Source organism: Micromonospora sp. NPDC047521 (genome assembly GCF_055587305.1).
The window spans coordinates 1-24,181 of record NZ_JBVJGN010000003.1; the positions used below are offsets into that span (position 1 = coordinate 1).

Genomic DNA, 24,181 nt, shown 5'->3' on the forward strand with positions numbered 1-24,181 from the left:
GCCCGGTTACATTCCGAACCCGGAAGCTAAGCCCTCCAGCGCCGATGGTACTGCACTCGTGAGGGTGTGGGAGAGTAGGACGCCGCCGGACAATCATTCCAGAACGGGTCACCCTCACGGGTGACCCGTTCTGCGTTTCCCGGACCGTTTCCGCAGCCCGACCCGCGGCACCGGTACGCCGACGACTAGGCGTGTTCAGCCGCGGGTCTGCATGCCGGCACGCAGGTCACGCATCAGGGAGCCCGCGTCGGCGACCGAACGCCCCGGGAACATCGCCATCACGACGCTGCCGTGGTCGGCCCAGCCACACACGGCGAAGTCACCGCCCTCGCCGCTGGTGCTGCCACACTTGAGCACGCCGCCCAGGTCGCCCGCGGACATCTCGCGCAGGCCGGTCACCGCACCGGTCTCGTCGGACATCAGGCCGAAGAGGCTGTCCAGGTCGCGTTCCGGCTGCCACAGCAGGGTCGTGCCCCCGAAGATCAGGACGGACCGTTTCTCGTCGGACGGGTCGCGGTAGACCGTCCCGAAGCTGCTGTCCAGCTCGATGTCGGCGGCCAGGCCGCTACGCAGGTAGTCGGCAGTGCTCTTCGCCCGCTCACTGTCGTCCCGGGACAGGCCCGCCACCCGATCAGGTGAGGTCAGCTCCGTGTCCTTCTGCTGCGCCACCCGCCACCCGGCGACACCCAGCACACCGGCGCCCGCCAGACCGACCACGAGGGCCGCCGCCCACACGATGCGGCGTCGCCGGGACCAGCCACCCGGTCGCTCGTCGGGATCACCCCCGGAGTCGCGGGTGCTGAGCCGGATCGGCTCGTCGGTCAACTCGACTGGCTCGCGGCCGCCGTCGAGCGACCGTTCGGTGAGATGTGCGTCGGACATAGCCGACACCGTACGCGAACGGCAGGTGGCGCACGTCAGGTCCGCCGAAGCCCTCCGTAGACTTGTCCGGTGACCGAGAGACTGGATGCCCGACGCCCCGACGCCCCGACCCTTGCCGGCCAGTACCAGCCCGGCGAGGTAGAGCAGCGACGGTACGAGCAGTGGGTAGCCGGCGGGCACTTCCGGGCCTCCGCCGACAGCGACAAGCCCCCCTTCACCATCGTCATCCCGCCGCCGAACGTCACCGGCTCGCTGCACATGGGCCACGCGTTCGAGCACACGCTGATGGACGCGCTGACCAGGCGTAAGCGGATGCAGGGCTTCGAGGCGCTGTGGCTGCCCGGCATGGACCACGCCGGCATCGCCACCCAGAACCTGGTGGAGCGGCAGCTCGCCGCCGAGGGTCTGTCCCGGCACGATCTCGGCCGGGAGAAGTTCGTCGAGCGGGTCTGGCAGTGGAAGGCCGAGTCCGGCGGCGCCATCCTCGGCCAGATGCGCCGCCTCGGCGACTCCGTCGACTGGGACCGCGAGCGCTTCACCATGGACGAGGGGCTGAGCCGCGCCGTCCAGACCATCTTCAAGAAGCTCTTCGACGACGGCCTCATCTACCGGGCCAACCGGATCATCAACTGGTGCCCGCGCTGCCTCACGGCGCTCTCCGACATCGAGGTCGAGCACACCGACGACGACGGTGAGCTGATCTCGATCCGCTACAGCGACGAGGTCGTCGTGGCCACCACCCGGGCCGAGACGATGCTCGGCGACACAGCAGTGGCGGTGCACCCCGACGACGAGCGCTACCAGCACCTCATCGGCACCGAGGTCGAGCTGCCGCTGACCGGCCGCCGGATCCCGATCGTCGCCGACGCGCACGTCGACCCGTCCTTCGGCACCGGCATGGTCAAGGTGACGCCGGCGCACGACCCGAACGACTTCGAGATCGGCCAGCGCCACGACCTGCCCGCGCTGACCGTGATGGACGAGCGCGGCGTGATCACCGTGCCCGGCCCGTTCGAGGGACTGGACCGGTTCGAGGCGCGGCCCGCGATCGTGGCCGCGCTGCGCGAGCAGGGCCGGATCGTCGCCGAGAAGCGTCCGTACGTGCACGCGGTCGGGCACTGCTCGCGGTGCAAGACCACAGTCGAGCCGCGGCTGTCGTTGCAGTGGTTCGTCAACACCGCCCCGCTGGCGCAGGCCGCCGGCGACGCGGTGCGCGACGGCCGGGTGCGCATCGAGCCCGCCGAGCTGGCCAAGCGCTACTTCGCCTGGGTCGACAACATGCACGACTGGTGCATCTCCCGCCAGCTGTGGTGGGGCCACCGCATCCCGGTCTGGTACGGGCCGGAGGGTGAGATCGTCTGCGTCGGCCCCGACGAGGCGCCGCCGACCGGCGAGGGCTGGCACCAGGACGAGGACGTCCTGGACACCTGGTTCTCCAGCGGCCTGTGGCCGTTCTCCACCCTCGGCTGGCCCGAGGAGACCCCGGACCTGGCGAAGTTCTACCCCACAAGCGTGCTGGTCACCGGGTACGACATCCTGTTCTTCTGGGTCGCCCGGATGATGATGTTCGGCCTCTACGCGATGGACGGCCGGCCGCCCTTCGACGTGGTGGCGCTGCACGGCATGGTGCGCGACCAGTTCGGCAAGAAGATGTCGAAGTCGTTCGGCAACGTGGTCGACCCGCTGGACTGGATCGACAGGTACGGCGCCGACGCCACCCGGTTCACGCTGGCCCGGGGCGCGAACCCCGGTCAGGACGTCCCGGTCAGCGAGGAGTGGTGCCAGGGCTCGCGCAACTTCTGCAACAAGCTCTGGAACGCCACCCGCTTCGCCCTGATGAACGGCGCGCACACCACCGGCGACCTGCCCCCGGCCGAGCAGCTCTCCACAGTCGACAGGTGGATCCTGTCCCGGCTGGCGCACGTCACCGCCGAGGTCGACGAGCAGTTCGAGGCGTACGAGTTCGCCAAGGTCTGCGACCTGCTGTACCACTTCGCCTGGGACGACGTCTGCGACTGGTACGTCGAGCTGAGCAAGCCGGTGCTCGCCGAGGGCGGCGAGCGGGCGGAGGCCAGCCGCCGGGTGCTCGGGCACGTGCTCGATCAGCTGCTGCGACTGCTGCACCCGGTCATCCCGTTCGTCACCGAGGAGCTGTGGCTCGCGCTGACCGGCGGCGAGACGGTGCAGGCGGTCGCCTGGCCGGTGGCCGACCGCTCGCTTGTCGACGACGCCGCCGAGGCCGAGATGGTGGGTGTGCAGCGGGTGGTCACCGAGATCCGCAGGTTCCGTTCCGACCAGGGGCTGCGCCCGACGCAGCGGGTGGCAGCCCGCCTGGACGGGCTGTCCGGGGCGGGCATCTCGGCCCACGAGCCGCTGATCCGTTCGCTGGTCCGGCTGGACCCGGCCGGTGAAGACTTCCAGGCCAGCGCCACGCTGACCATGCCTGGCGCGGTCGGTGTCGCGTTGGACACCCGGGGGTCGATCGACGTGGCCGCCGAGCGGGCCCGGCTGACCAAGGACCGCACGGCAGCCGAGAAGGAGGTCGCGCAGGCCCGGGCGAAGCTCGACAACCCGGCCTTCATCGGCAAGGCCCCCGAGCCGGTGGTCGCGAAGATTCGTGACCGGCTCGCCACCGCCGAGGCCGACCTGGTCCGGATCAACGCTGCTCTGGAGACACTGCCCTCGTGACCGACCGTACCGATTTCGCCGCCGTCGAGGCCGAGCTGAACGCCCGTGGCTTCACCCGCATGGTCTTCGAGCTGGACCGCATCGAGTCGCTGCTCGACCTGCTCGGCAGTCCGCAGCGGGCGTACCCCTCGATCCACCTGACCGGCACCAACGGCAAGACCTCCACCGCGCGGATGATCGACTCCCTGCTGCGGGCGTTCGGGCTGCACACCGGCCGGTACACCAGCCCGCACCTGGAGACGGTGCGGGAACGGATCAGCCTGGACGGGGAGCCGGTCAGCGAGGAGCGGTTCGCGGCGGTGTACCGGGAGATCAAGCCGCTCGCCGAGCTGGTCGACGCGCGGTCGGACGAGCCGCTCACGTACTTCGACATGACCACCGCGCTGGCGTTCGCCACGTTCGCCGACGCGCCTGTCGACATCGCGGTGGTCGAGGTGGGCCTCGGGGGCGCCGAGGACGCCACGAACGTCATCCAGGCCGGGGTCTGTGTGATCACCCCGATCGGGTTGGACCACACCGAGTGGCTCGGTGACACGCTCCAGGACATCGCGCTGGCCAAGGCCGGGATCATCCACCAGGGCGCCACGGTGATCGCCGCGGCGCAGGAGGAGGAGGCCGCGCGACCGCTGCTCGAACGCTGCGCCGAGGTGGGCGCCACCATCGCCCGGGAGGGCGCCGAGTTCGGCGTGCTGCGCCGGGCGGTCGCCGTCGGCGGCCAGGTGCTCACCCTTCAGGGGCTGGGCGGTGTCTACGAGGACGTGTTCATCCCGCTGCACGGCGCGCACCAGGCGCAGAACGCCGCGGTGGCACTGGCCGCGGTGGAGGCGTTCCTGGGCGCCGGGACCAGGCGCCAGCTCGACATCGAGGCGGTCCGCGAGGGCTTCGCCTCGGCCAGCTCTCCCGGGCGGCTGGAGCGGGTGCGCAGCGCCCCGACCGTCCTGCTGGACGGCGCGCACAACCCGCACGGGATGGCGGCCACCGTCTCCGCGTTGCAGGAGGAGTTCGCGTTCAGCAAGCTCGTCGCGGTGGTCGGTGTGCTCGCCGACAAGGACGCGTCAAGCCTGCTGGAGCTGCTGGAGCCGGTCGCCGACGTGGTGGTGGTGACCCGCAACAGCTCGCCGCGGGCCATGCCGACGGCGGAACTCGCCGCCCTGGCCGGGGAGATCTTCGGCGAGGATCGGGTGGAGTCGGCCGACGAGATGCCCGACGCGATCGAGTTGGCGGTGGCGCTCGCCGAGGAGGACGTCCCCGGCGAGCTGAGTGGTGTCGGGGTGCTGGTCACGGGGTCGGTGGTGACGGTGGCCGACGCCCGTCGCCTGCTGAAGCGATGACCGGCCCGGAGCAGCCGCGCCGGTCCGGGCTGCGCGACCCGCAGCGGGCGGTACGCGGACTGGGCGCCGGGACGCTCGCCCTGGAGGCGCTGGTGCTGCTGCTGGCGATCCAGCCGATCCGGGTGGTCGGCGGCGACCTGAGTGGCGGCGCGATCGCTGCCGTGGTGGCCCTGGCGGTGGCCGCCATCCTGATCGCCGGCATGATGCGCCGCCCCTGGGCGTGGCACGCCGGCACAGTGCTCCAGGGCCTGCTGCTGCTGTCCGGCCTGCTGCACTGGTCGCTGTTCGCGCTTGGTGTCATCTTCGCCCTGGTGTGGGCGTACGCGGTGCACGTCCGCCGGGTCATCCTCGGCTGACGGTCAGGCGTCGGCCCGTTCACGCCACTGGGTGAGAGCGATGCCGTGGCCGTCCGGGTCCCGGAAGGCCGCCGCCCACACCTCCAGCCTGCTGCCCCGGTTGACGACGCGGGGGGCGTACGTGAAGCGGACGCCGGACCCGCGCAGCCGCTCGTACGCCGCCTCGATGTCGTCCACCTCGAGGTTGACGTGGACGAGTCGGCGGCTGATCGGTGCTGCCCCGGTGACCTCGCGCAACACCAGCCGGGTCGTGCCGGAGGCGAGCACGGCGTTGCCCGCTCCCTGGTCGACCTCGGTGAAGCCGAGCATGTCGCGGTAGAAGTCGAGCGACCGGGACAGGTCGGTGACCAGCAGGGTCAGCCCCACCCCGCTGATCGGGCCGGCCGGGTCCGCCGTGGTGCCCCCGTCGAACCCGAAGATCGCCTCGTCGAGTTCCTCGGCGCTGACGGTGGCGCTCGCCGTGGTGGTGGTGGCGGGGTCGTCCAGGGGCAGGTCGAGCGGGTCCAGTGGGTCGGTGGCGGCAGACCGCTGGGTGGGGGCCGGGTCGAACCGGTGCGCGGTGGGCGGGTCGAGGTGGGGCTCGGCAGGCGGTACGGGCTGGTCCGCCTCCACCGGGTCGAAACGTTCGGCACCGGGTTGGTCGAAGCGCTCCTCGGCGGGCGGGCGCGGCGCCGGGGTGGCCCGCCGGGGCAGCCCGCTGCCTGACGACTGGCCGGCGGCGGGTTGTTCGACGACGACGCCCTCCAGGACCACCGGGCCACCGGGGCTCTGGTGCATCACCACCGGCTCGCGTCCCTCCGGGTCGACGCCCGGATCGTCGCGCAGGGGATCGGGTCGCAGGGGGTCGGCGCGCAGCGGGTCGGGGCCGAGCGGGTCACGGAAGTCGTCGTCGGGCGCCCGGTCGGCCCACGGCGGGGCGTCCTGCTGGATCAGCATCTCGTCCAGGGGCTCCGCCTCGGCGAACTCCGGGGGGAGGTCGGCGACTGCCGCGGCGGTCTCGGCGTGCGTCGGCACCTCGTCCCACAGGACCTTGACGTGCCGTTGGTCGTCCAGGGCGACCCGGATCGGCAGGGTCTGGCCCAGCGACGGCCACTTGGAGACCGGCACCCGCGGCTCGATGATCTTCTTCGAGCGGGGCGGCAGGCCGGGGGCGTCGATCACCAGTTGCAGCTCGCAGCGGCCGAACGCGTACTGGGTGGGTGGCTCCGAGGCGCTGTGCACGTGGCCCACACCGACCACCCAGGTGCGCCCACCGCCGCGTACGGTGGCCAGCGCGATCGCCAGCACCAGCAGGGCGACCCCGATCGCCACGATCGGCCAGCTCGTCATGCCGAGGCCGAAGAGGACCACGAACGTGGCCACGGTGCCCAGCACCGTGCCGATCAGCTTGCGTACCGGCGCGATGGGTCGGTTCCCGCCATTCGCCACAGTGGACCTCCCGGGGGTCAGGGCCAGGCTAGGCCGGAACGGCCACCGGGCGAAAGACCGGCCGCCGCGCCGGCGCCGGGACCGGGTCGCTAGGCTGACCGTACCGATCCCGAGCGTCAAGCGCGTACAGGAGGAACCCAGCGTGTCCAGCAACAGCCCGGATGAGCGCAGCCTCGTTCTGATCAAGCCCGACGCGGTTCGCCGCGGCCTGGTCGGCGAGGTCCTCTCCCGCTTCGAGCGCAAGGGGCTGCGGATCGACGCGATGGTGCACCGGACGATGGACGCGGCGCTCGCCGACGCGCACTACGCCGAGCACGTCGACAAGGCGTTCTACCCGCCGTTGAAGGACTTCATGACCGGCGGCCCGCTGGTCGCCCTGGTGCTCTCCGGCGACCAGGTCATCGACGTGGTCCGTGGGCTGGTCGGGGCGACCGACGGTCGCAAGGCCGCCGCCGGCACCATCCGGGGCGACCTGTCGCTGTCCAACCGGGAGAACCTGGTGCACGCCTCCGACTCGACGGACAGCGCGAAGCGCGAGATCGCGCTCTGGTTCCCCGAGCTGGGCTGACGCTCCCCGTTCAGCTGGCCGGGGGCACCTTCGTCGGATTGCCGACCACGTAGATCCCGGTGATCCGACCATCCGCGGCAGCGATGGTGAGGGCGTACGTGTTGCCGTCCTGACCGGTCATCAGGGCGGCCGGCTCGCCGTTCAGCTCCACCCGGCGCATCGTCCAGTGGCGGTCCGGGCCGTAGATCCCGGCGAAGAAACGGGCCACCCGGTCCGCGCCGAAGACGGGGTTGCGGGCCGCGCGTACCCGACCACCACCGTCGTTCCAGGCCGTGGCGTCCGAGGCGACCAGGCCGGTGAGTGTCGCCAGGTCGCCGTCGCGGGCGGCGGCCAGGAACGCGTCGAGCAGCCGCTCCCGCTCCGACCGGCTGGCCGTGAACCGCCGCTGCTCCTGCCGTACCCGGGTCACCGCGCGGTGGTGCAGCTGCCGGCAGTCCTCGGGGGTCCGGTCCAGGATCTCCGCGATCTCCGCGTACGGCAGCTCGAAGGCGGTGTGCAGGACGTACACGGCCCGTTCCGGCGGGGTGAGCCGCTCCAGCACGTGCAGCAGCGCGGTGGAGAGCGAGTCGCGCAGTTCGGCGCGGTCCAGCGGCCCGAACGGCGAGGGCTCGGTCGGCACCGGCTCGGGAAGCCACGTGCCGACGTACGTCTCGCGGGCCGCCTGCCGCGACCGCAGCCGGTCCAGGGCCAGCCGGGTGACCACCCGGGACAGGTACCGGCGTGGCTCGTCGACAGCCGATCGGTCCACCCGCAGCCAGCGTAGGTACGCCTCCTGGAGCACGTCCTCGGCGTCGTGCCGGCTGCCCAGCAGGCGGTAGGCGAGCCCGAGCAGCATCGGCCGGTGCGCCTGGAGCGCACCGGCCGCCTCTGCAGCCCCGGTGGTCATACGTGGGCCGGAGGCTCCAGACGCATGGTCACTCCGATCCGGTTCCACACGTTGATTGTGGCAATGGCCAGGACCAGGTCGGCGAGTTCCTTCTCCGACCAGACCTTCGCGGCGGCGTCCCACACCTCGTCCGGCACGCCGTGCTCACCGAGCTTGGTGACCGCGTCGGTGAGCGCCAGCGCGGCCCGTTCCCGCTCGTCGAAGAACGGCGCCTCCCGCCAGGTGGCCACCGCGAAGAGCCGACGGCTCGACTCGCCGGCGTCGAGCGCCTCGCGGCTGTGCATGTCGACGCAGAACGCACATCCGTTGATCATCGACGCCCGAAGCTTGACCAGCTCCAGCACGGTGTGGTCGACGTTCGCCCGGACGTACTTCTCCAGCCCGAGCACGGCCTGGTATCCCTGTGGCGCGACCTCTGCCGCGTTCATCCGCTGCACGATGTTCCTCCCCTGATCGGTTCGACACCGTCACGACGGATCAGCGGGGGCACGACGTGACAGCCGGGGATGTGACGCCGGTCATGCCGGTCGGGATCGGGAGAAACGTGAGTGATCGCCTCCCTCTGGACCACGCTCCCCGCGCCCTGGCCCCGACCTGCCAGCGTCGTTCGGTCCGGGCAGGCCGGACAGCTCCCCGTTGCCGACCGCCAGGTCGACGCCGCGGACCGCCCGGACCTCCCGACGCTGGGTTCGCGACCCATCTCCCGAGGCCGCGGTACGTGCGACGCACCCGATCGCCCGATCGCATGGTCGCGACCCGCAGGCTAGGAGTGACCGGGACCTGTGGGAAACGGATTCGGATCGAGCCGAATGCTCAGGCCGAGACGCTCGCCGGCTCGTCACCGACGAGCTGCACCAGTGCCAGGCCGGCCGGTTCCAGGCCGTACAACACCCGGCGGCCCACCCGGCGGCGGTGCACCACGCCGGCGGCCAGCAGCGCGGAGAGCTGCTCCGACACGGTGCTCGGGGCGAGCCCCAGGGTGGCCGCGAGGCCGGCGGTGGTGGCCGGGCGTACCAGCGCCCGCAGCACCTGGGCACGACCTCGGCCGACCAGCACCGCCAACCGATCCGTGGCCGGCGCCGTCCGGCCCGCCGAGGCGGGTCCACCCTCGGCGAGCACCGCAGCCCCGCGCGCCTGGTAGGAGACGGCGATGATCTCCGGATGGTCGGTGGCGCAGACAAGCGCTCCCTGCGAGAAGATCAGTGGGATCAGCAGCAGCCGCTGGTCCACCGCCACGAACTCCTGCTCCGACGGCTTCACCAACGTCAGCACAGGCTTGTCCCAGCGCACCCGCTCGTGCAGGTCGGACAGCAGCGCGTCCGGACCGTACGCGGCGAGCGCCCGCGCCCGGTGCAGCACCTCCTCGTCCAGCGCCGCCTGCATCGCCGGCCACCACGGCGCGATGGCCGCGTCCCAGTACGCCTCGATGCCGTCGGCGAGCCGGTCCAGGGCGGCCCGCCGATCCGTGACGAACGGGCCGAGCCACTCCGGCAGGTCGTCCGGGTCGTGGTAGCGGGGGATCTGCTCGGCGATCACCTCAGCCGGCGTCGCGCGCAGCTCGGCGAGCTGTTCGGCAAGGGTCGGCGCGGCCGACGTGGGGATCGGGCTGAGGAAATCCGGTGCGGGTAGGCCGACGGTCAGCAGCCGGGCCGACGCGGCCGCCGGCACCTCGTCGAGCACCCGCCGTGCGTGCCGTGCCCAGTCGGTGTACGGCCAGGGCGACTCTGCCGGGTGGCGGTTCAGCACGAACAGGCTGGTCAGGACCTCCCAGAGCGGGCTGGTGGCGATCCGGGTGCGGGACAGCGTCGGTTCGTCCAACTCGATCCGGATCACCCGGCCAGCCTAGGTGCCGGCGCGCGCTTTACTCGGCGGCGGGGTGGGGGGCGGGTCTTGTATCGTTGAGCACCGTAAGGCGATGACCCGGCCATCACCGGTGAGCCTCCGGAAGAACAGCCGGGCAACCGGCCCAGTAGAACCGGACGGGTGCGGCCCGTCACAGCCGGCAATGAGCGGGCGGTCGATCCTGACCGCCAAGCGGGGTGGTACCGCGGACCACCCGGGAGCGCCGTCGCGAGGCGTACCCCGGAAGGTTCGTCCTCGCAGACCCACGTTGAGTGAGCTGCGCGAGGAGAGCGACCCCGATGGTCTATCCGTTGCACGACCCGACCGCCGCCGGTGTCCCGGCGAGCCCGGACCTGCCCGCGGTCGAGCGCCGGGTGCTGGAGCACTGGACGGCCGACAAGACCTTCGAGGCTTCCGTCGAGGCCCGTCCGGCCGGCGACGACGGCAAGAACGAGTACGTCTTCTACGACGGTCCGCCGTTCGCCAACGGGCTGCCGCACTACGGCCACCTCTTCACCGGGTACGTCAAGGACGTGGTGCCCCGCTACCAGACGATGCGCGGGCGGCACGTCGAGCGGCGCTTCGGCTGGGACTGCCACGGCCTGCCCGCCGAGGTGGTCGCGGAGAAGCAGCTCGGCATCACCAGCAAGGCGGAGATCCTCGACCTCGGCGTGGCCCGGTTCAACGAGGCCTGCCGCACCTCGGTGCTGGAGTTCACCCAGGACTGGGAGCGGTACATCAACCGGCAGGCACGCTGGGTCGACTTCACGAACGACTACAAGACGCTCGACCTGGACTACATGGAAAGCGTCATGTGGGCCTTCAAGACCCTGCACGACAAGGGTCTGATCTACGAGGGCTTCCGGGTGCTGGCGTACTGCTGGCGCTGCGAGACGCCGCTGTCGAACACCGAGACCCGGATGGACGACGTCTACCGGGACCGGCACGACCCGACGCTGACCGTCTGGTTCGGGCTGACCGCCGACGAGAACGCGCCGGAGCTGCTGCGCGGGCCGGTCCGGCTGGGCGTCTGGACGACCACGCCGTGGACCCTGCCGTCGAACCTGGCGCTCGCCGTCGGGCCCGACATCGAGTACGCGGTGCTGGAGCGCGACGGCGAACGGTACGTGGTGGGCGCCGCCCGGCTCGGCGCGTACGCCAAGGAGCTGGACGGATTCGAGCAGGTCGGCACGGTGTACGGCCGGGACCTGGTCGGACGCCGCTACACGCCGCTGTTCGACTTCCTCGTCGAGCAGGCCGGGGACAACGCGTACCAGGTGCTCGGCGCGGAGTTCGTCACCACCGAGGACGGCACCGGGATCGTGCACCTCGCCCCAGCCTTCGGTGAGGACGACCAGAACGTCTGCAACGCCGCGGGCATCCCGACGATCGTCACTGTCGACGACCACACCCGGTTCACCGCGCTGGTCCCGCCGTACCAGGGTGAGCAGGTCTTCGACGTCAACAAGCCGGTGATCCGGGAGCTGAAGGAGCGGGGTGTGGTGCTGCGCCAGGACACCTACACCCACTCGTACCCGCACTGCTGGCGCTGCGACACCCCGCTCGTCTACAAGGCGGTGTCGTCGTGGTTCGTCGCGGTGACGAAGTTCCGGGACCGGATGGTCGAGCTCAACCAGCAGATCAACTGGACGCCTGCGCACATCAAGGACGGCTCGTTCGGCAAGTGGCTGGCCAACGCCCGGGACTGGTCGATCAGCCGGAACCGGTTCTGGGGCTCGCCGATCCCGGTGTGGAAGTCCGACGACCCGAACTACCCGCGCCTGGACGTCTACGGCTCCCTCGCGGACATCGAACGGGACTTCGGCGTACGCCTGACCGACCTGCACCGGCCCGAGGTGGACGACCTGGTCCGCCCCAACCCGGACGACCCGAGCGGCCAGTCGATGATGCGCCGGGTGCCGGAGGTGCTGGACTGCTGGTTCGAGTCCGGGTCGATGCCGTTCGCCCAGGTGCACTATCCGTTCGAGAACGCGGACTGGTTCGAGCACCACTACCCGGGTGACTTCATCGTCGAGTACATCGGGCAGACCCGCGGCTGGTTCTACACGATGCACGTGCTGGCCACCGCGCTGTTCGACAGGCCGGCGTTCCGCAACTGCCTGAGCCACGGCATCCTGCTCGGCTCGGACGGGCGCAAGATGTCCAAGAGCCTGCGCAACTACCCGGACGTCTACCACGTCTTCGACGCGTACGGCTCGGACGCGATGCGCTGGATGCTGATGTCCTCGCCGGTGCTGCGTGGCGGTGACATGGCGGTCACCGAGACGCTGGTCCGGGACTCCGTGCGGCAGGTGCTGCTGCCGCTGTGGAACGTCTGGTACTTCTTCTCGCTCTACGCGAACGCCGACGGGCACCAGGCGCGGCGTCGTACCGACTCGACGCACCTGCTGGACCGGTACATCCTGGCGAAGACGAACGAGCTGGTGTCGACCGTCGGCGCGCAGATGGACGCGTACGACATCTCCGGCGCCTGCGCGACCGTCCGGTCCTACCTGGACGCGCTGACCAACTGGTACGTGCGCCGCTCCCGGGACCGGTTCTGGTCCGGCGACGCGAACGCGTTCGACACCCTCTGGACGGTTCTGGAGACGCTCTGCCGGGTGGTGGCGCCGCTGGCGCCGCTGACCGCCGAGGAGATCTGGCGCGGGCTGACCGGGGAGCGTTCGGTGCACCTGACCGACTGGCCGTCGGCGGAGGAGTTCCCGGCCGACCACGACCTCGTCGCGGCGATGGACAACGTGCGGGCGGTCGCCTCGGCGGCGCTGTCGCTGCGCAAGGCCAAGGGTCTGCGGGTGCGGCTGCCGCTGTCGACGTTGACCGTGGCCTCGCCGGCGGCGGAGCAGTTGCGCCCGTTCGCCGACCTGGTCGCCGACGAGGTCAACGTGAAGGCCGTGGAGTTCAGCGCGGAGCTGTCCGCGTACTGCCAGCAGGTGTTGACAGTGGTGCCCCGGGCGCTCGGCCCGCGGGTCGGCAAGCAGGTCCAGCAGGTGATCAAGGCGGTCAAGGCGGGCGACTGGGAGCTGGTCGACGGCGCCCCGGTGGCCGCCGGCGTCACCCTGGCCGAGGGCGAGTACGAGTTGCGCCTGGTCGCGGCCGACGCCGAGCACTCCGCGCCGCTGCCCGGCGGTGAGGGTGTGGTCGTCCTGGACACCGAGGTCACCCCGGAGCTGGCCGCCGAGGGGCTGGCCCGCGACGTGGTGCGGGTCGTGCAGCAGGCCCGCCGCGACGCCGACCTGGACGTCTCGGACCGGATCGTGGTGTCGGTGTCGGCCTCGGAGGAGGTGCGCGCGGCGGTGGCCGCGTACATCGACTTCGTGTCCGGCGAGGTCCTGGCCGACTCGGTGGACTTCGCCGAGGGCCTTGACGGCTTCGCCGGCGAGGTGGGCGAGGGCGAGCGGGTGACGGTGACCGTCCGTCGTTCGTAAGCGTGCGTACGGACGCCTCCACACCTCCGTCGGCGGAGTGTGGAGGCGTCGGCTACGGTGACACCGCCTGCTCGCACCTCATCTGCCGGAGGACCAGTGCCCCTGCTCTACACCATCGGCAAGCTGACCGTGGCGCCCACGCTGCGGGTGGCGTTCCGCCCGACCGTGGAGGGTCTGGAACACGTGCCGGAGACCGGCGGCGCGATCTTCGCCGGCAACCATCTCTCGGTGGCCGACGAACTGTTCCTCGGCACCGTGGTGCCCCGGCACCTGGCGTTCTGGGCGAAGTCGGAGTATTTCAAGGGCACCGGAGTGAAGGGCGCGATCTCCAAGTTCGTCCTCACCGGCCTGGGCGCGATTCCGGTCGAACGGGCCGGCGGTCGGGCGGCGCTGTCCGCGTTCGACGCGGCGATCCCGGCGCTCAAGGGCGGTGACCTGGTGGTGGTCTACCCGGAGGGCACCCGCTCGCCGGACGGCAAGCTCTACCGGGGGCGGACCGGGGCGGCCCGACTGGCCATCTCCGCCGGCGTGCCGATCATCCCGGTGGGCATGATCGGCACGGACAAGGCACAGCCGATCGGCGCCCGCGTGCCCCGCCCCGGCGCTGCCAAGATCACCGTCCGGTTCGGCAAGCCGCTGGACTTCACCGGCCGGCCGGACGACCGCGCGTCGCTGCGGCAGATGACCGACGAGCTGATGAGCGAGATCCAGAAGCTCACCGGCCAGGAGTACGTGCCCCGCTACGCCCCGCCGCGCGCCCACCCGGACCCCACCCGCGAGGCCTGACCCCTCCGCTCAGCCCCGCTCGGGCTGGACGATCTGGGCGCGCAGGGTGCCCAGCAGGTCGGCGCTGTCGGAGACGGACAGCCGGGTGAACACGCCTGTGGCGATGCTGCCGTGGTCGACCGACGTGCAGACCACCACGTCACTGCCGTCCGCCCGGCCGACCGCGCACCGCTCGTGCCTGCCCCGCACACCTGTGTCCACGGTCTCGGCGGTGCCCAGCGCGTACCGCTCGGTGAGGCGGCTGATCTCCGCCTCCGCGTCCGACTCCGGGCTCAGCCGGAAGCCGGTGCCGCCGAAGACGGTCACCCGCTTGCCGCTCGTCGTGGAGTAGACCCCGGCAAACGTGTCCTCGGCCAGCCAGTGCTCGTTGCGTACCTCACTCTCCAGACGCCTGGCGGTCGCGGCGCTGCCGTCGTCCTGACGCAGGCTGAGGTCCTCCACCTGGTCGGGCAGAGCCGCCCGGGCCGGGTACTGGGCCGAGATCGGGAACCCGTAGTAGGCGGGACAACCGCAGCAGCAGGCGAGCGTGAGCAGCAGCAGCCACGGCCAGCGGCGTCGCCGCCGGACCGGGACCGGCACGTACCCCCTGGGGGCCTGCCAGCCGGGCGGCGCCGGTGGTGGCGGTGGCGTGCGCCGGCCTCGACGCTGCTTGGGCACGGGGGCCGGCGCGGGCGGTGACACCGGCCGCTGCGGTGGCGGCGCGGGAGACATCGGCCGGGTCGGCGGGACGGGCCGCGCGGCGTGCGGCGGCATGGGCGCGGCCGGCGGTGACACCTGCTGCGGAGCGGCAGGGGGAGCCGGTGGACCGGACCACTGCCGGGTCGACGGCGGTGTGGGATACGGCAGCGTCGGGGGCAGTGGGGGCAGCTCGGCGGACGGCAGGTCCCAGCCGCCGGTGTCCACGCCGGCCCACGGGTCGACAGGGGTGCGGTGCTCCGGAGGCTCGTGGGGCACCGGCGGTGGCGGGGTCGGCTCGGTCGACGCGCCCCAGCCCTGCCGACGAGGCAGCGGGGGAGGAACCGGCGCAGACCCGCTCCACCGGGGCGCGGGCGTCTCCGCGGTCGCGGCCTTGCCCGCCTCGGCGGCGGTCGGCTCGGCGCCCTTCTCGGCGAGGACGTCCGCGGTGGCGGCCGGCGAATCCGCCGGGTCGCGCTGGTCCGAGGGTCGGGGCTGGTCCGAGGGGTCGGGCTGGTCCGGGGGTACGGGTGGGGAGGTCGGCTCGTCGGCGACCGCCGGGTCCCGTTCCGGCTCCGTGCCCGGGGTGCTCCCGTCGGCCGGCCGTGCTCCCGGCTGGGGCTCCGGCATCGCGGCAATCTCCTCTCGCGCCGGTCCGAGGTTAGTACCGCGCCGCCACCACCGCGATCGGGCGTGCGCGCGGTCACCGCCGGACGGGCGCGTACCCTTGGGCATCATGAGTGCCCCGTCCACGACGCCGCGCGCGGCCGCGACCAATTCCGTCTGGCCCCGGCTGGAGCCGCTGCTCCCTCAGGTTTCCAAGCCCATCCAGTACGTCGGCGGCGAGTTGGGCGCGGTGGTCAAGGACTGGGACGCCGCGACCGTGCGCTGGGCGCTGATGTATCCCGACGCGTACGAGGTGGGCCTGCCCAACCAGGGCGTGCAGATCCTGTACGAGGTGCTCAACGAGCTGCCCGACACCCTCGCCGAGCGGACGTACGCGGTCTGGCCGGACCTGGAGAGCCTGATGCGCACGCACGGCGTGCCGCAGTTCACCGTCGACGCGCACCGGTCGGTCCGCGAGTTCGACGTGTTCGGCATCTCGTTCTCCACCGAGCTGGGTTACACGAACATGCTCACCGCGATCGACCTGGCCGGCATCCCGATGCTTGCCGCCGACCGCACCGACGCCGACCCGGTGATCGTGGCCGGTGGGCACGCCGCGTTCAACCCGGAGCCGATCGCCGACTTCATCGACGCCGCAGTGCTCGGTGACGGCGAGGAGGCGGTTCTGGAGATCACCGCGATCGTCCGGGACTGGAAGGCCGAGGGCTGCCCGGGTGGCCGCGACGAGCTGCTGCTGCGGCTGGCCCGCACCGAGAGCGTGTACGTGCCACGCTTCTACGACGTCGACTACCTCCCCGACGGGCGAATCCAGCGGGTCGTACCGAACCGGGCGGACGTGCCGTTCCGGGTGCACAAGCGCACGACGATGGACCTGGACGCCTGGCCGTACCCGAAGAAGCCCCTGGTCCCGTTGGCCGAGACGGTGCACGAGCGGTACGCGGTGGAGATCTTCCGGGGCTGCACCCGGGGTTGCCGGTTCTGTCAGGCCGGCATGATCACCCGGCCGGTGCGGGAGCGGTCGATCACGACCGTCGGGCAGATGGTCCGCGAGGGGCTGGAGTTCTCCGGCTTCTCCGAGGTGGGCCTGCTGTCGCTCTCCTCGGCGGACCACTCCGAGATCGGTGACATGTGCTCGGGCCTGGCCCAGCAGTACGAGGGCACTAACGTCTCGCTGTCGCTGCCGTCGACCCGGGTGGACGCGTTCAACATCGACCTCGCCCAGGAGCTGTCCCGCAACGGGAGGCGTACCGGCCTGACCTTCGCCCCGGAGGGCGGGTCGGAGCGGATCCGCAAGGTCATCAACAAGATGGTGTCGAAGGAAGACCTCATCCGCACAGTCGTCACCGCGTACAGCAACGGCTGGCGACAGGTGAAGCTGTACTTCATGTGCGGCCTGCCCACCGAGACCGACGAGGACGTCCTCGAGATCGCCGACATGGCGCACGAGGTGATCAAGGCGGGGCGGGCCGCGACGGGTTCCAAGGACATCCGCTGCACCGTCTCCATCGGCGGGTTCGTGCCGAAGCCGCACACTCCGTTCCAGTGGGCGCCGATGGAGCGTCCGGAGGTCATCGACCACCGGCTCAAGATCCTCAAGCAGGCGATCAACTCGGACCGCTCACTGGGCCGGGCCATCGGCTACCGCTACCACGACGGCGAGCCCTCGCTCATCGAAGGGCTGCTCTCCCGGGGCGACCGCCGGGTCGGCTCGGTGATCCGCAGGGTGTGGGAGAACGGCGGCCGCTTCGACGGCTGGAGCGAGCACTTCTCCTACCAGCGCTGGGTGGACGCCGCGGCCGAGACACTGCCGACGTTCGGGGTGGACCTCGACTGGTACACCACCCGCCAGCGCGACGAGCTGGAGGTCCTGCCCTGGGACCACCTGGACTCGGGGCTGGACAAGGACTGGCTCTGGCAGGACTGGCAGGATTCGCTCAGCGAGTTCGAGCAGGACGACTGCCGCTGGACGCCGTGCTTCGACTGCGGTGTCTGCCCCTCGATGGACACCGAGATCCAGATCGGCCCGACCGGCCGCAAGCTGCTCCCGCTCACCCCGCTGGGCGGCAACGGCATGAAGGTGCCGGCGGCCGGCAACCCCGCCTGACCGCTCCCGCAGGGCAGCGGCGAATGCGCTGAGCCGCTACCCTCCATACCCGACACGTCACCCACCGGGCTCAGGCCCGGTGGGTGACAGGCGTTGGTGCGGGAGGCGTGGTGTCCGAATTCTCCATGAACACCGGCAAGCTCGGCGAACTCGCCTCGGAGATGTCGGGGACGGCGGAGTCGCTGCGTTCCGGCGTGCTCCCCAAGATCGAATACCTGCGGCTGCCCTCCGGAGCCGCGCCGGCGTTCGACGCGGGGTTCTCCGCCGCCTACGACGAGATGCACGAGACGACCACGCAGGCCGTGTCGGCGCTCGCCGCCGCGCTCGGCGAGGTCGCGCAGGGGCTCGGCCGGGTCGTCGAGCACTACAAGACGATGGAGCAGCGGCACGGCCAGTCGTTCGACACGGCTCTGGACTGAGTACGGGCCCGGTTCTCTTCTTCGACGGCAAACGGGGGTGAGCTGTGACGGACAATGTGGTGTCCGGCGTCGACACGGCGCGCACGATCGGCCTGGATGCGGTCATCATCGCTCTGGGCGGGATGCTCGCCGTGGCCGCCGAGCCGTCCGGCGCGGGGGCGCTGGCGATGGCCTACGTCAGCCCGATCGCCGTCATGAACATTCGCAGCTGGGCGCCGTTCCAGGAGGCCGACGACAAGTGGACCGGCCTCGCCGAGGAGTTCTCCACCCTGGCCGGCCGGCTGTCCCGACTCCACGGCGAGGTCGACGGGCTGTGGAAGGGCGGCGGCGCCGAGGTCTTCAAGAACTTCCTGACCACCAAGGTCGTCGAGCCGCTGGACGCGCTCAAGGAACTGGCCATCACGACCTCGTCGGGGTGCAACACAGTCGCCGACGGGCTCGAGACGCTCTTCTGGGCCTGGTCGGTGGGCACCGGCCTCGCGATCGTCGGCTGCATCGCCGCCAACACCGCAGGCCCGGCCGGCCCCGCCCTCAAGTGGGCGGTCATCGGCAGTTGGGCCGCGTTCGTGACCGCCATCATCACCGCAATCGTCGGGCTCATGCAGGCCATGCGCGGCGCGAACAGCGCGATCGGCACGGCCGTGGCCCAGCTCAAGCGCGGGTTCGAGCTGACCGGGGACAAGGTCGACGCCGAGAGCGCACGGATCGGGGACCGCTACCGGGAGATCGTCAGCGACCCGGAGAGCTGGAACAAGGAGATCGTGGTACCGGGCAACTGAGTCCGACGAACGGAGCAGTGATGAGTGATGCCTACCGCAGGGCCGTCGACTCCGTCCGGGAGGTGACCCGCACCGAGGCGTACGAACCCGCGTTGCGCCGCGCCGAGGAGGCCACCCGGGATCTCGTGGCGTTGGTGACCGAGACCCGGGAGCGGACGTACGAGGGGTTCGACGAGACCGGAACGGTCGCGGCAGTCGTCGATGGGGCGGGCGAGGTGACGGACGTACGGATCAGCGCGCGGGCGGTGCGTGACCTGCCCGCCGACCTCCTCGGCACGCACTGCCGCCAGGCGGTGACCGCGGCCCGGCTCGTCCTGGCGCAGACCATCCGGGCCAGCCTCGACGACGTCGCGGCGGATCCGGTCGACTGGGACGCCGGCGCGCAGGACCCGCTGACGGTGTGGCGCGATGCGACGCGGGGGCTCCGATGAGGAGGGTCGACATCGCGTGGCTGGTCACGGAGATGACGGCACTGCTGGAGACGGCCACCAGCGGGACCAGTCAACTGGCCCGGGAGGAGTTCGTCGGTACCGCCGCGGACGGCCTGGTGACCGCCAGGGTGTCCGGCGGGAAGGAGTTGCTGGACATCTCTGTCGCGGCGCGGGCCCACCGGACGGTGGACAACATCACGCTCGGCGAGGCGGTGGTGGAGGCGGTCCGCGCCGCCGAGGCGCTGGCCGACCAGCGCCGCTCGGAGATCATGTCCGGTCTGCGGCTCGGGGGCGTCGACGTCGACACCTTCCTCGCCGATCCGATGTCGCTGGTGCCGCGTGGGAGGACGGGCGATGAGTCCTGACAAGGCCCGTGTGCTGGTGGTGATGCTCTCGGTGACCGCCGTGATCCTCGTGGGTCTGGTGGTCCTGGAGGTCGTCCAGGCGGTGCGTAGCGAGGCGGCCTGGAGCGGCGTAGCCGTTCTCCTGGGCCCGTTGGCCCTGGTGGGGCTCGCTATTGCACTGCTGGTCCCGCAACTGCGTCGCTGAGATAGACAGCGGTGGTTACGATTAGCGATGGCTGGGGCTGCCTCGGCGTGGCCGCACTCGATACGCTGCGTCTGACATGGACCGACCGGGGGGTCGGGAACGGGGAGGAACCGCATGGGGGACATTCCACCGCCGAACACCGGCGACCTTCAGGTCAGCGTGGAGGACCTGGACGCGGCCGCCACGTACATCGAGCGGCTGAAGCAGTACGTCGACGACACCATCAAGTACGAGTTGGAGCGTGTCAAGGAGCGGATGAAGGGCGACAGCACCAACGCCCAGACGGTCCCCAACGGCACCCCCTTCGGCGCCTTCGAGGACGCCCGTACGCAGTGGCGTGCCCTGGAGACCTCCACGAGCAACATGGAGGTGCACCTCACGATGCTCTCCGAGAAGCTCGAAGGGCTGAAGAAGGGCACCGAGGACATCGCCAAGGCGTTCCGGGACGCCGAGGCGCGCAACGCCGCGAACGGCAAGGAGATCGAACGCCTGCTCGACGCCGCGGCGCCGCCTCCCACGGCCGGCGGCGCGCCCACCTACCCGTACACGGCCTGAGGGGGACGGCATGGCTGGAGGAACCTGGGAGCGGTGCGTCCGCGAGGTGACGCTCTCCTCCGACCCGGACACGGTCGGTTCGGTCGGGGTGGGCTGGAACAGCCTCTCCACCGGTCTGGGTTATCTGCGCGACGCGCTTGTCGGCCGGTCGTTCGTCGGCCCGATCGCGACCGGTCAGGAGCGTCCGCACGTCGGCGGGTTGCCCGCCATGCTCGCCGGTTGGAGGGGCAGCGGCGGTGACGCGTACCGCGAGCACCTCGGTGAGATCGGTAAGCAGGTCGAGGCGTTGATCACGGACGCGAGCAATGTCAGCGGCGCGTTGACGCGGATCGAGGGGGACATCCGCCGGGCGGTCTCGACGATCCCGATCCCGCTGATGGACGACTTCGGGTGGAACGAGTGGAGTCTGCCCAACGGCACCGAGCTCGACGACGCCCGCGACGGCGAGAGCACGACGGGGTTCCTGGCCGCGCTCCGAAAGGACTACCAGAGCAATCCCGCGTCGTACGCCGACGGCGCGTTCCGCGACAAGGCCGACGACCTGGAGGCGACCATGAAGGTCGACGGCCAGGCCGGTGACCAGAAGCGTGGTGGTCTGTGGGACACGGATTCCCGCCTGAACAAGTGGTACAGCGACAACAAGGAGGCGGCGAACTCGGCGATGTCGCCGCTGCCCCTGGCGGTGTACACGGAGCGTCCCAAGCTGGTCGTGGCGAGTCCCTCGGGTAAGCAGGACACCTACCGACCCGACGACCGGGTGCCGCCGACGGGTCGCCCCGACACCGGCGACATCGGTAAGGGCAACGTCGATGTCGGTGGCACTCCGGACATCGGCAGCAGGCCACCCGGCATCGGTGACGTCGGCAACCGGCCCCCGTCAAGCGTCGACCCGTTGTCGCCACCCACGATCGGCGGTCCTGGCGGCGGCCCCTCGCCGACGGGGACCGACCCGTTCGCCCCGCCGTCCACGGCTTACCCGGGTGGCGACGAGGACTACTCGAGCGGTCTGGCCGGTGCCGGGCCCGGGGGTCTCGGCGGCGGGTACGGCGGTGGCGGCCTGGGCAGCGCGGGTGTGGGCAGCGCCGGGCTGGGCGGTGCGGGCGGTGGCTTCGGCGGCGGTGGTGTCGGTGCGGCCGGTGGGATCGGGGCCGGCGGTGGTGGCCTGGGCGCGGCCGGCGGGATCGGCGTGGGCGGTATCCCCGGCATGGTCGGTGGTGGCAACGGCAAGGTGCCGCCGTTGACGAGCGCGGCGAACGCGCTGCGTGCGGGGGCCGGCGGGCCCGGAGCGGGCGGCGCCGGAATGGCGGGCGGTGCCCGTGGCGGGGCCGGCATGATGGGCGGCGGCATGATGGGCGGCGCGGGCGGCGCCGGACACGGCGGCGGCGGTACCGGCTCGGAGCACTCGTCGTGGTTGACTGAGGACGACGATCCGTGGGGCCCCGGTGACGGTGCGTCCCCGGGTGTCCTGCGATGAGGATGGACGGATGAGGGTGGACGTCGGAGCACTCCGGCCGGTCGCGGCTGGCCTGCTGGCGGGGCTCCTGGTGCTGGGGGCCGCTCAACCGGCGGCCGCCGCGCCCCGACGAGTCGAACAGTGGTATCTGGACGAGCTCCGGATCGAGCAGGCACAGAAGCTCTCGACCGGGCGTGGCGTGGTCGTGGCCGTGATCGACAGCGGCGTCGACGCCGGCCACCCGGATCTGAAGGGTCAGGTGCTCGCCGGTGGCCGCAGCTACGGCGCCGGCGGTGACGGCCGGGCCGACGAGGACGGGCACGGCACCCACCTGTCCGGCATCATCGCGGCGACGAACGCCGGCAGCGACGGTGTCGACGGCATCGCCCCCGACGCGCGGATCCTGCCCATCAAGCTGTACGCGGGCAAGGACAAGCCGTATGACGACGGCGCGGTCTCCCGCGGCATCCGGATGGCCGTGGACGGCGGCGCGAAAGTGATCAACCTGTCCCAGGGCAAGCCCTCGGCGGTCACTCCGGAGGAGGAGAGCGCCATCAGGTACGCCCTGGACCGGGACGTCGTCGTGGTGGTCTCCGCCGGCAACCTCGCCGCGGGCCTCGTACAGGTGGCCGCTCCCGCCACCGTTCCCGGCGTGCTCGCCGTCACCGGCACCACCCGGGGTGGCGCCTTCTGGTCCGGGTCGGCCAACGGGCCGGAGGCGGTGATCGCCGCGCCCGGCGACGACGTCTACAACGTGGGGCCCGGCAGGGGCTACGGGTGGGGTGACGGCACCTCCGACTCGGCGGCGATCGTGTCGGGTGTGGCCGCGTTGATCCGGGCGAAGTATCCGAACCTGGACGCCGCCAACGTGATCAACCGGATCATCCGGACCGCCCGGGACGCCGGCCCGGCCGGTCGGGATCCGCAGTACGGCTTCGGCCTGATCGACCCGGTGACCGCGTTGAGCGCGAACGTGCCGCGGGTGGCCGCCAACCCACTGCTGGATCCGTCGGCCGTGACCGAGCCGACACCGGCCCGCGGGGACGCGTCCGACGAGGAGTTCGACGTCACCCAGTACGGCGACCAGGGCGGCCCGACGGACGAGCAGGTCATGGTGATCGCGATCGGCATCGCCGTGGTGCTTGTGCTCCTGCTGGGGCTCGGGGTCTTCCTGATCTGGAACCGCCGCCGGTACCGCCGCGAGGCGACCCTGCCGGCCGACATCCCGGACGACCTGCTCGACCTCGAGCCCCCGGAGGGGTACGCCCCACCGGAGGGTTACGCCCCGCCGCCCGGGTACGCCCCCCCGCCGGGTTACGCCCCGCCGGGTGCGACGCCGCCCGCCCCGCCGAGGGAGCGTTAGCTCTCTTCCCGCTCGTCGGCCGGCCGATGACCTGCGGGTCGTCGGCCGTCCGTCGTCGTCGCGGGCAGGGTCGACCGGGCCTCGCTGACCGGTTTGCGCCGGTTCGACGGGTCGATCCGGCTGCCCCGGTGGGCTGTCGCCACGAGCCCTGCGTCAGGATGGGTGGACACGCAGGTACACCCCAGGGAGCCCACGATCGCCAGAAAGCCTCAACCCGAGGGCGGCCAGGCACCGGTCGTCCAGCGCGTCCGCATCCGGTACGCCAAGCGCGGACCTCTGCGGTTCACCTCGCACCGGGACTTCGCCCGGGCCTTCGAGCGTGCGCTGCGTCGGGCCGCCGTGCCGATCGCCTTCTCCCAGGGATTCACCCCGCACCCGAAGATCTCCTACGCCAGCGCCGCGCCCACCGGCGTGGCGAGCGAGGCCGAGTACCTGGAGATCGGCCTCCAGGCGCCGGTCGACCCGGAGGCGCTGCGGGCGGCGCTGGACGCCGCGCTCTCGCCCGGCCTGGACGTGCTGGACGCCGTGGTCGCCGACGGGGGCAGCCTGCCGGACCGGATCCAGGCCTCGCACTGGCACATCGAGTTGCCCGAGGTCGACCCGACCGTGCTGCGCGCCGCCGTGGACGCGTTCACCGCCGCCGACGAGGTGCTGGTCGAGCGGATGACCAAGCAGGGCCGACGTACCTTCGACGCCCGTGCGGCCGTGATATCGATCAATGTCCTCACCCCGACGCCGACGCCTTCCGGGGCACCGGCCGTCCCGTGTGCGATACTCGAACTGGTCGTGCGGCAGGTCACCCCGTCCGTACGGCCCGATGACGTCCTTTCCGGCCTCCGCGTGGTGGCCGACCTGGAGCCGCCGGTCTCGCCGAGGGTGACCCGGCTGGCTCAGGGCACGCTGACCGCGCAGGGTGCGATCGTGGATCCGTTGGATGCGGACCGCGACGGGGCAGCCATCGTTGGGCACTGACCGACGGTCAGTGCTCTGGCAGGCAGACTTCGGCGGTCGCG

Annotated in this window: 22 protein-coding genes and 1 rRNA gene; 17 read left to right on the plus strand and 6 right to left on the minus strand. The window is 71.6% G+C overall.

Annotation, left to right across the window (positions count from 1 at the left end; all coding sequences use genetic code 11):
- Window positions 1–91, plus strand: a 5S ribosomal RNA gene (gene rrf, locus ACZ6N8_RS07555); the annotation flags it as partial.
- Between the two features lie 104 nt (window positions 92–195).
- On the opposite strand, the gene ACZ6N8_RS07560 is transcribed toward rrf, so the two are convergent.
- A complete protein-coding gene (locus ACZ6N8_RS07560; protein ID WP_466008364.1) occupies window positions 196–882 on the minus strand; it encodes a hypothetical protein in 687 nt (228 codons plus the stop codon).
- A 69-nt stretch (window positions 883–951) separates the two neighbouring features.
- Between ACZ6N8_RS07560 and ACZ6N8_RS07565 the strand changes: the two genes are divergently transcribed.
- From ACZ6N8_RS07565 to ACZ6N8_RS07575, 3 genes are read left to right on the plus strand one after another with little or no spacing between them, the layout of a single operon-like run.
- On the plus strand, window positions 952–3,570 hold the full coding sequence (locus ACZ6N8_RS07565; RefSeq protein WP_466008366.1) for a valine--tRNA ligase: 2,619 nt from the start codon (window positions 952–954) through the stop codon (window positions 3,568–3,570).
- The gene (locus tag ACZ6N8_RS07570) at window positions 3,567–4,901 is read left to right on the plus strand and encodes a bifunctional folylpolyglutamate synthase/dihydrofolate synthase (protein ID WP_466008368.1); all 1,335 of its coding nucleotides are present in this window, start codon (window positions 3,567–3,569) and stop codon (window positions 4,899–4,901) included. Before ACZ6N8_RS07565 ends, ACZ6N8_RS07570 begins: the two co-directional genes overlap by 4 nt.
- Window positions 4,898–5,257 (plus strand): DUF4233 domain-containing protein, encoded by a 360-nt coding sequence (locus ACZ6N8_RS07575; RefSeq protein ID WP_364362222.1) that lies wholly within the window; start codon window positions 4,898–4,900, stop codon window positions 5,255–5,257. Before ACZ6N8_RS07570 ends, ACZ6N8_RS07575 begins: the two co-directional genes overlap by 4 nt.
- Before the next feature lie 3 nt (window positions 5,258–5,260).
- On the opposite strand, the gene ACZ6N8_RS07580 is transcribed toward ACZ6N8_RS07575, so the two are convergent.
- Window positions 5,261–6,685 (minus strand): VOC family protein, encoded by a 1,425-nt coding sequence (locus ACZ6N8_RS07580; protein ID WP_466008369.1) that lies wholly within the window; start codon window positions 6,683–6,685, stop codon window positions 5,261–5,263.
- Window positions 6,686–6,827: 142 nt separating this feature from the next.
- Between ACZ6N8_RS07580 and ndk the strand changes: the two genes are divergently transcribed.
- A complete protein-coding gene (gene ndk / locus ACZ6N8_RS07585; protein ID WP_363689346.1) occupies window positions 6,828–7,253 on the plus strand; it encodes a nucleoside-diphosphate kinase in 426 nt (141 codons plus the stop codon).
- A gap of 10 nt (window positions 7,254–7,263) precedes the next feature.
- Here the strand turns inward: ndk and sigJ are convergent, their stop codons facing one another.
- The 3 genes from sigJ to ACZ6N8_RS07600 form a co-directional block, all read right to left on the minus strand.
- On the minus strand, window positions 7,264–8,139 hold the full coding sequence (sigJ, locus tag ACZ6N8_RS07590) for an RNA polymerase sigma factor SigJ (RefSeq protein WP_466008371.1): 876 nt from the start codon (window positions 8,137–8,139) through the stop codon (window positions 7,264–7,266).
- Window positions 8,136–8,567 (minus strand): carboxymuconolactone decarboxylase family protein, encoded by a 432-nt coding sequence (locus ACZ6N8_RS07595; protein WP_466008373.1) that lies wholly within the window; start codon window positions 8,565–8,567, stop codon window positions 8,136–8,138. The genes sigJ and ACZ6N8_RS07595 overlap by 4 nt, the downstream gene beginning before the upstream one ends.
- Window positions 8,568–8,952: 385 nt before the next feature.
- Entirely contained in the window at window positions 8,953–9,972 is a 1,020-nt protein-coding gene (locus ACZ6N8_RS07600) for an ArsR family transcriptional regulator (protein WP_466008375.1), read from the minus strand.
- A gap of 308 nt (window positions 9,973–10,280) precedes the next feature.
- On the opposite strand from ACZ6N8_RS07600, the gene ileS reads away from it, so the two are divergent.
- Together ileS and ACZ6N8_RS07610 are read left to right on the plus strand one after the other, a co-directional pair.
- A complete protein-coding gene (ileS, locus tag ACZ6N8_RS07605) occupies window positions 10,281–13,427 on the plus strand; it encodes an isoleucine--tRNA ligase (protein ID WP_466008377.1) in 3,147 nt (1,048 codons plus the stop codon).
- A 96-nt stretch (window positions 13,428–13,523) separates the two neighbouring features.
- Window positions 13,524–14,213, plus strand: coding sequence for a lysophospholipid acyltransferase family protein (locus tag ACZ6N8_RS07610; RefSeq protein ID WP_466008378.1), 690 nt, complete (start codon window positions 13,524–13,526; stop codon window positions 14,211–14,213).
- A gap of 9 nt (window positions 14,214–14,222) precedes the next feature.
- Here ACZ6N8_RS07610 and ACZ6N8_RS07615 read toward each other — a convergent pair whose 3' ends face one another.
- Window positions 14,223–15,518 (minus strand): hypothetical protein, encoded by a 1,296-nt coding sequence (locus ACZ6N8_RS07615; protein WP_466008380.1) that lies wholly within the window; start codon window positions 15,516–15,518, stop codon window positions 14,223–14,225.
- 106 nt (window positions 15,519–15,624) lie between these two features.
- Between ACZ6N8_RS07615 and ACZ6N8_RS07620 the strand changes: the two genes are divergently transcribed.
- The 10 genes from ACZ6N8_RS07620 to ACZ6N8_RS07665 all read left to right on the plus strand — a co-directional run bounded on the left by ACZ6N8_RS07620 (window position 15,625) and on the right by ACZ6N8_RS07665 (window position 24,140).
- Entirely contained in the window at window positions 15,625–17,619 is a 1,995-nt protein-coding gene (locus ACZ6N8_RS07620; protein ID WP_466008381.1) for a TIGR03960 family B12-binding radical SAM protein, read from the plus strand.
- 110 nt (window positions 17,620–17,729) lie between these two features.
- The gene (locus ACZ6N8_RS07625; RefSeq protein ID WP_466008383.1) at window positions 17,730–18,038 is read left to right on the plus strand and encodes a type VII secretion target; all 309 of its coding nucleotides are present in this window, start codon (window positions 17,730–17,732) and stop codon (window positions 18,036–18,038) included.
- A gap of 44 nt (window positions 18,039–18,082) precedes the next feature.
- Complete coding sequence (locus ACZ6N8_RS07630) at window positions 18,083–18,817, plus strand: hypothetical protein (protein ID WP_466008385.1); 735 nt, start codon at window positions 18,083–18,085, stop codon at window positions 18,815–18,817.
- Window positions 18,818–18,837: 20 nt separating this feature from the next.
- The gene (locus ACZ6N8_RS07635) at window positions 18,838–19,248 is read left to right on the plus strand and encodes a YbaB/EbfC family nucleoid-associated protein (protein WP_466008387.1); all 411 of its coding nucleotides are present in this window, start codon (window positions 18,838–18,840) and stop codon (window positions 19,246–19,248) included.
- Entirely contained in the window at window positions 19,245–19,613 is a 369-nt protein-coding gene (locus ACZ6N8_RS07640; RefSeq protein WP_466008388.1) for a YbaB/EbfC family nucleoid-associated protein, read from the plus strand. The genes ACZ6N8_RS07635 and ACZ6N8_RS07640 overlap by 4 nt, the downstream gene beginning before the upstream one ends.
- Window positions 19,603–19,797 (plus strand): hypothetical protein, encoded by a 195-nt coding sequence (locus tag ACZ6N8_RS07645; protein ID WP_466008390.1) that lies wholly within the window; start codon window positions 19,603–19,605, stop codon window positions 19,795–19,797. The genes ACZ6N8_RS07640 and ACZ6N8_RS07645 overlap by 11 nt, the downstream gene beginning before the upstream one ends.
- Before the next feature lie 114 nt (window positions 19,798–19,911).
- The gene (locus ACZ6N8_RS07650; protein WP_466008392.1) at window positions 19,912–20,352 is read left to right on the plus strand and encodes a hypothetical protein; all 441 of its coding nucleotides are present in this window, start codon (window positions 19,912–19,914) and stop codon (window positions 20,350–20,352) included.
- Between the two features lie 10 nt (window positions 20,353–20,362).
- Window positions 20,363–21,826, plus strand: a complete 1,464-nt coding sequence (locus ACZ6N8_RS07655) for a hypothetical protein (RefSeq protein WP_466008393.1) — start codon at window positions 20,363–20,365, stop codon at window positions 21,824–21,826.
- Window positions 21,827–21,836: 10 nt separating this feature from the next.
- Entirely contained in the window at window positions 21,837–23,168 is a 1,332-nt protein-coding gene (gene mycP, locus ACZ6N8_RS07660) for a type VII secretion-associated serine protease mycosin (RefSeq protein ID WP_466008395.1), read from the plus strand.
- A 252-nt stretch (window positions 23,169–23,420) separates the two neighbouring features.
- Window positions 23,421–24,140 carry a TIGR03936 family radical SAM-associated protein gene (locus ACZ6N8_RS07665; protein ID WP_466009124.1) on the plus strand — a complete coding sequence of 240 codons (720 nt, stop codon included), beginning with the start codon at window positions 23,421–23,423 and terminating at the stop codon, window positions 24,138–24,140.
- The last annotated feature ends 41 nt before the right edge of the window (window positions 24,141–24,181 follow it).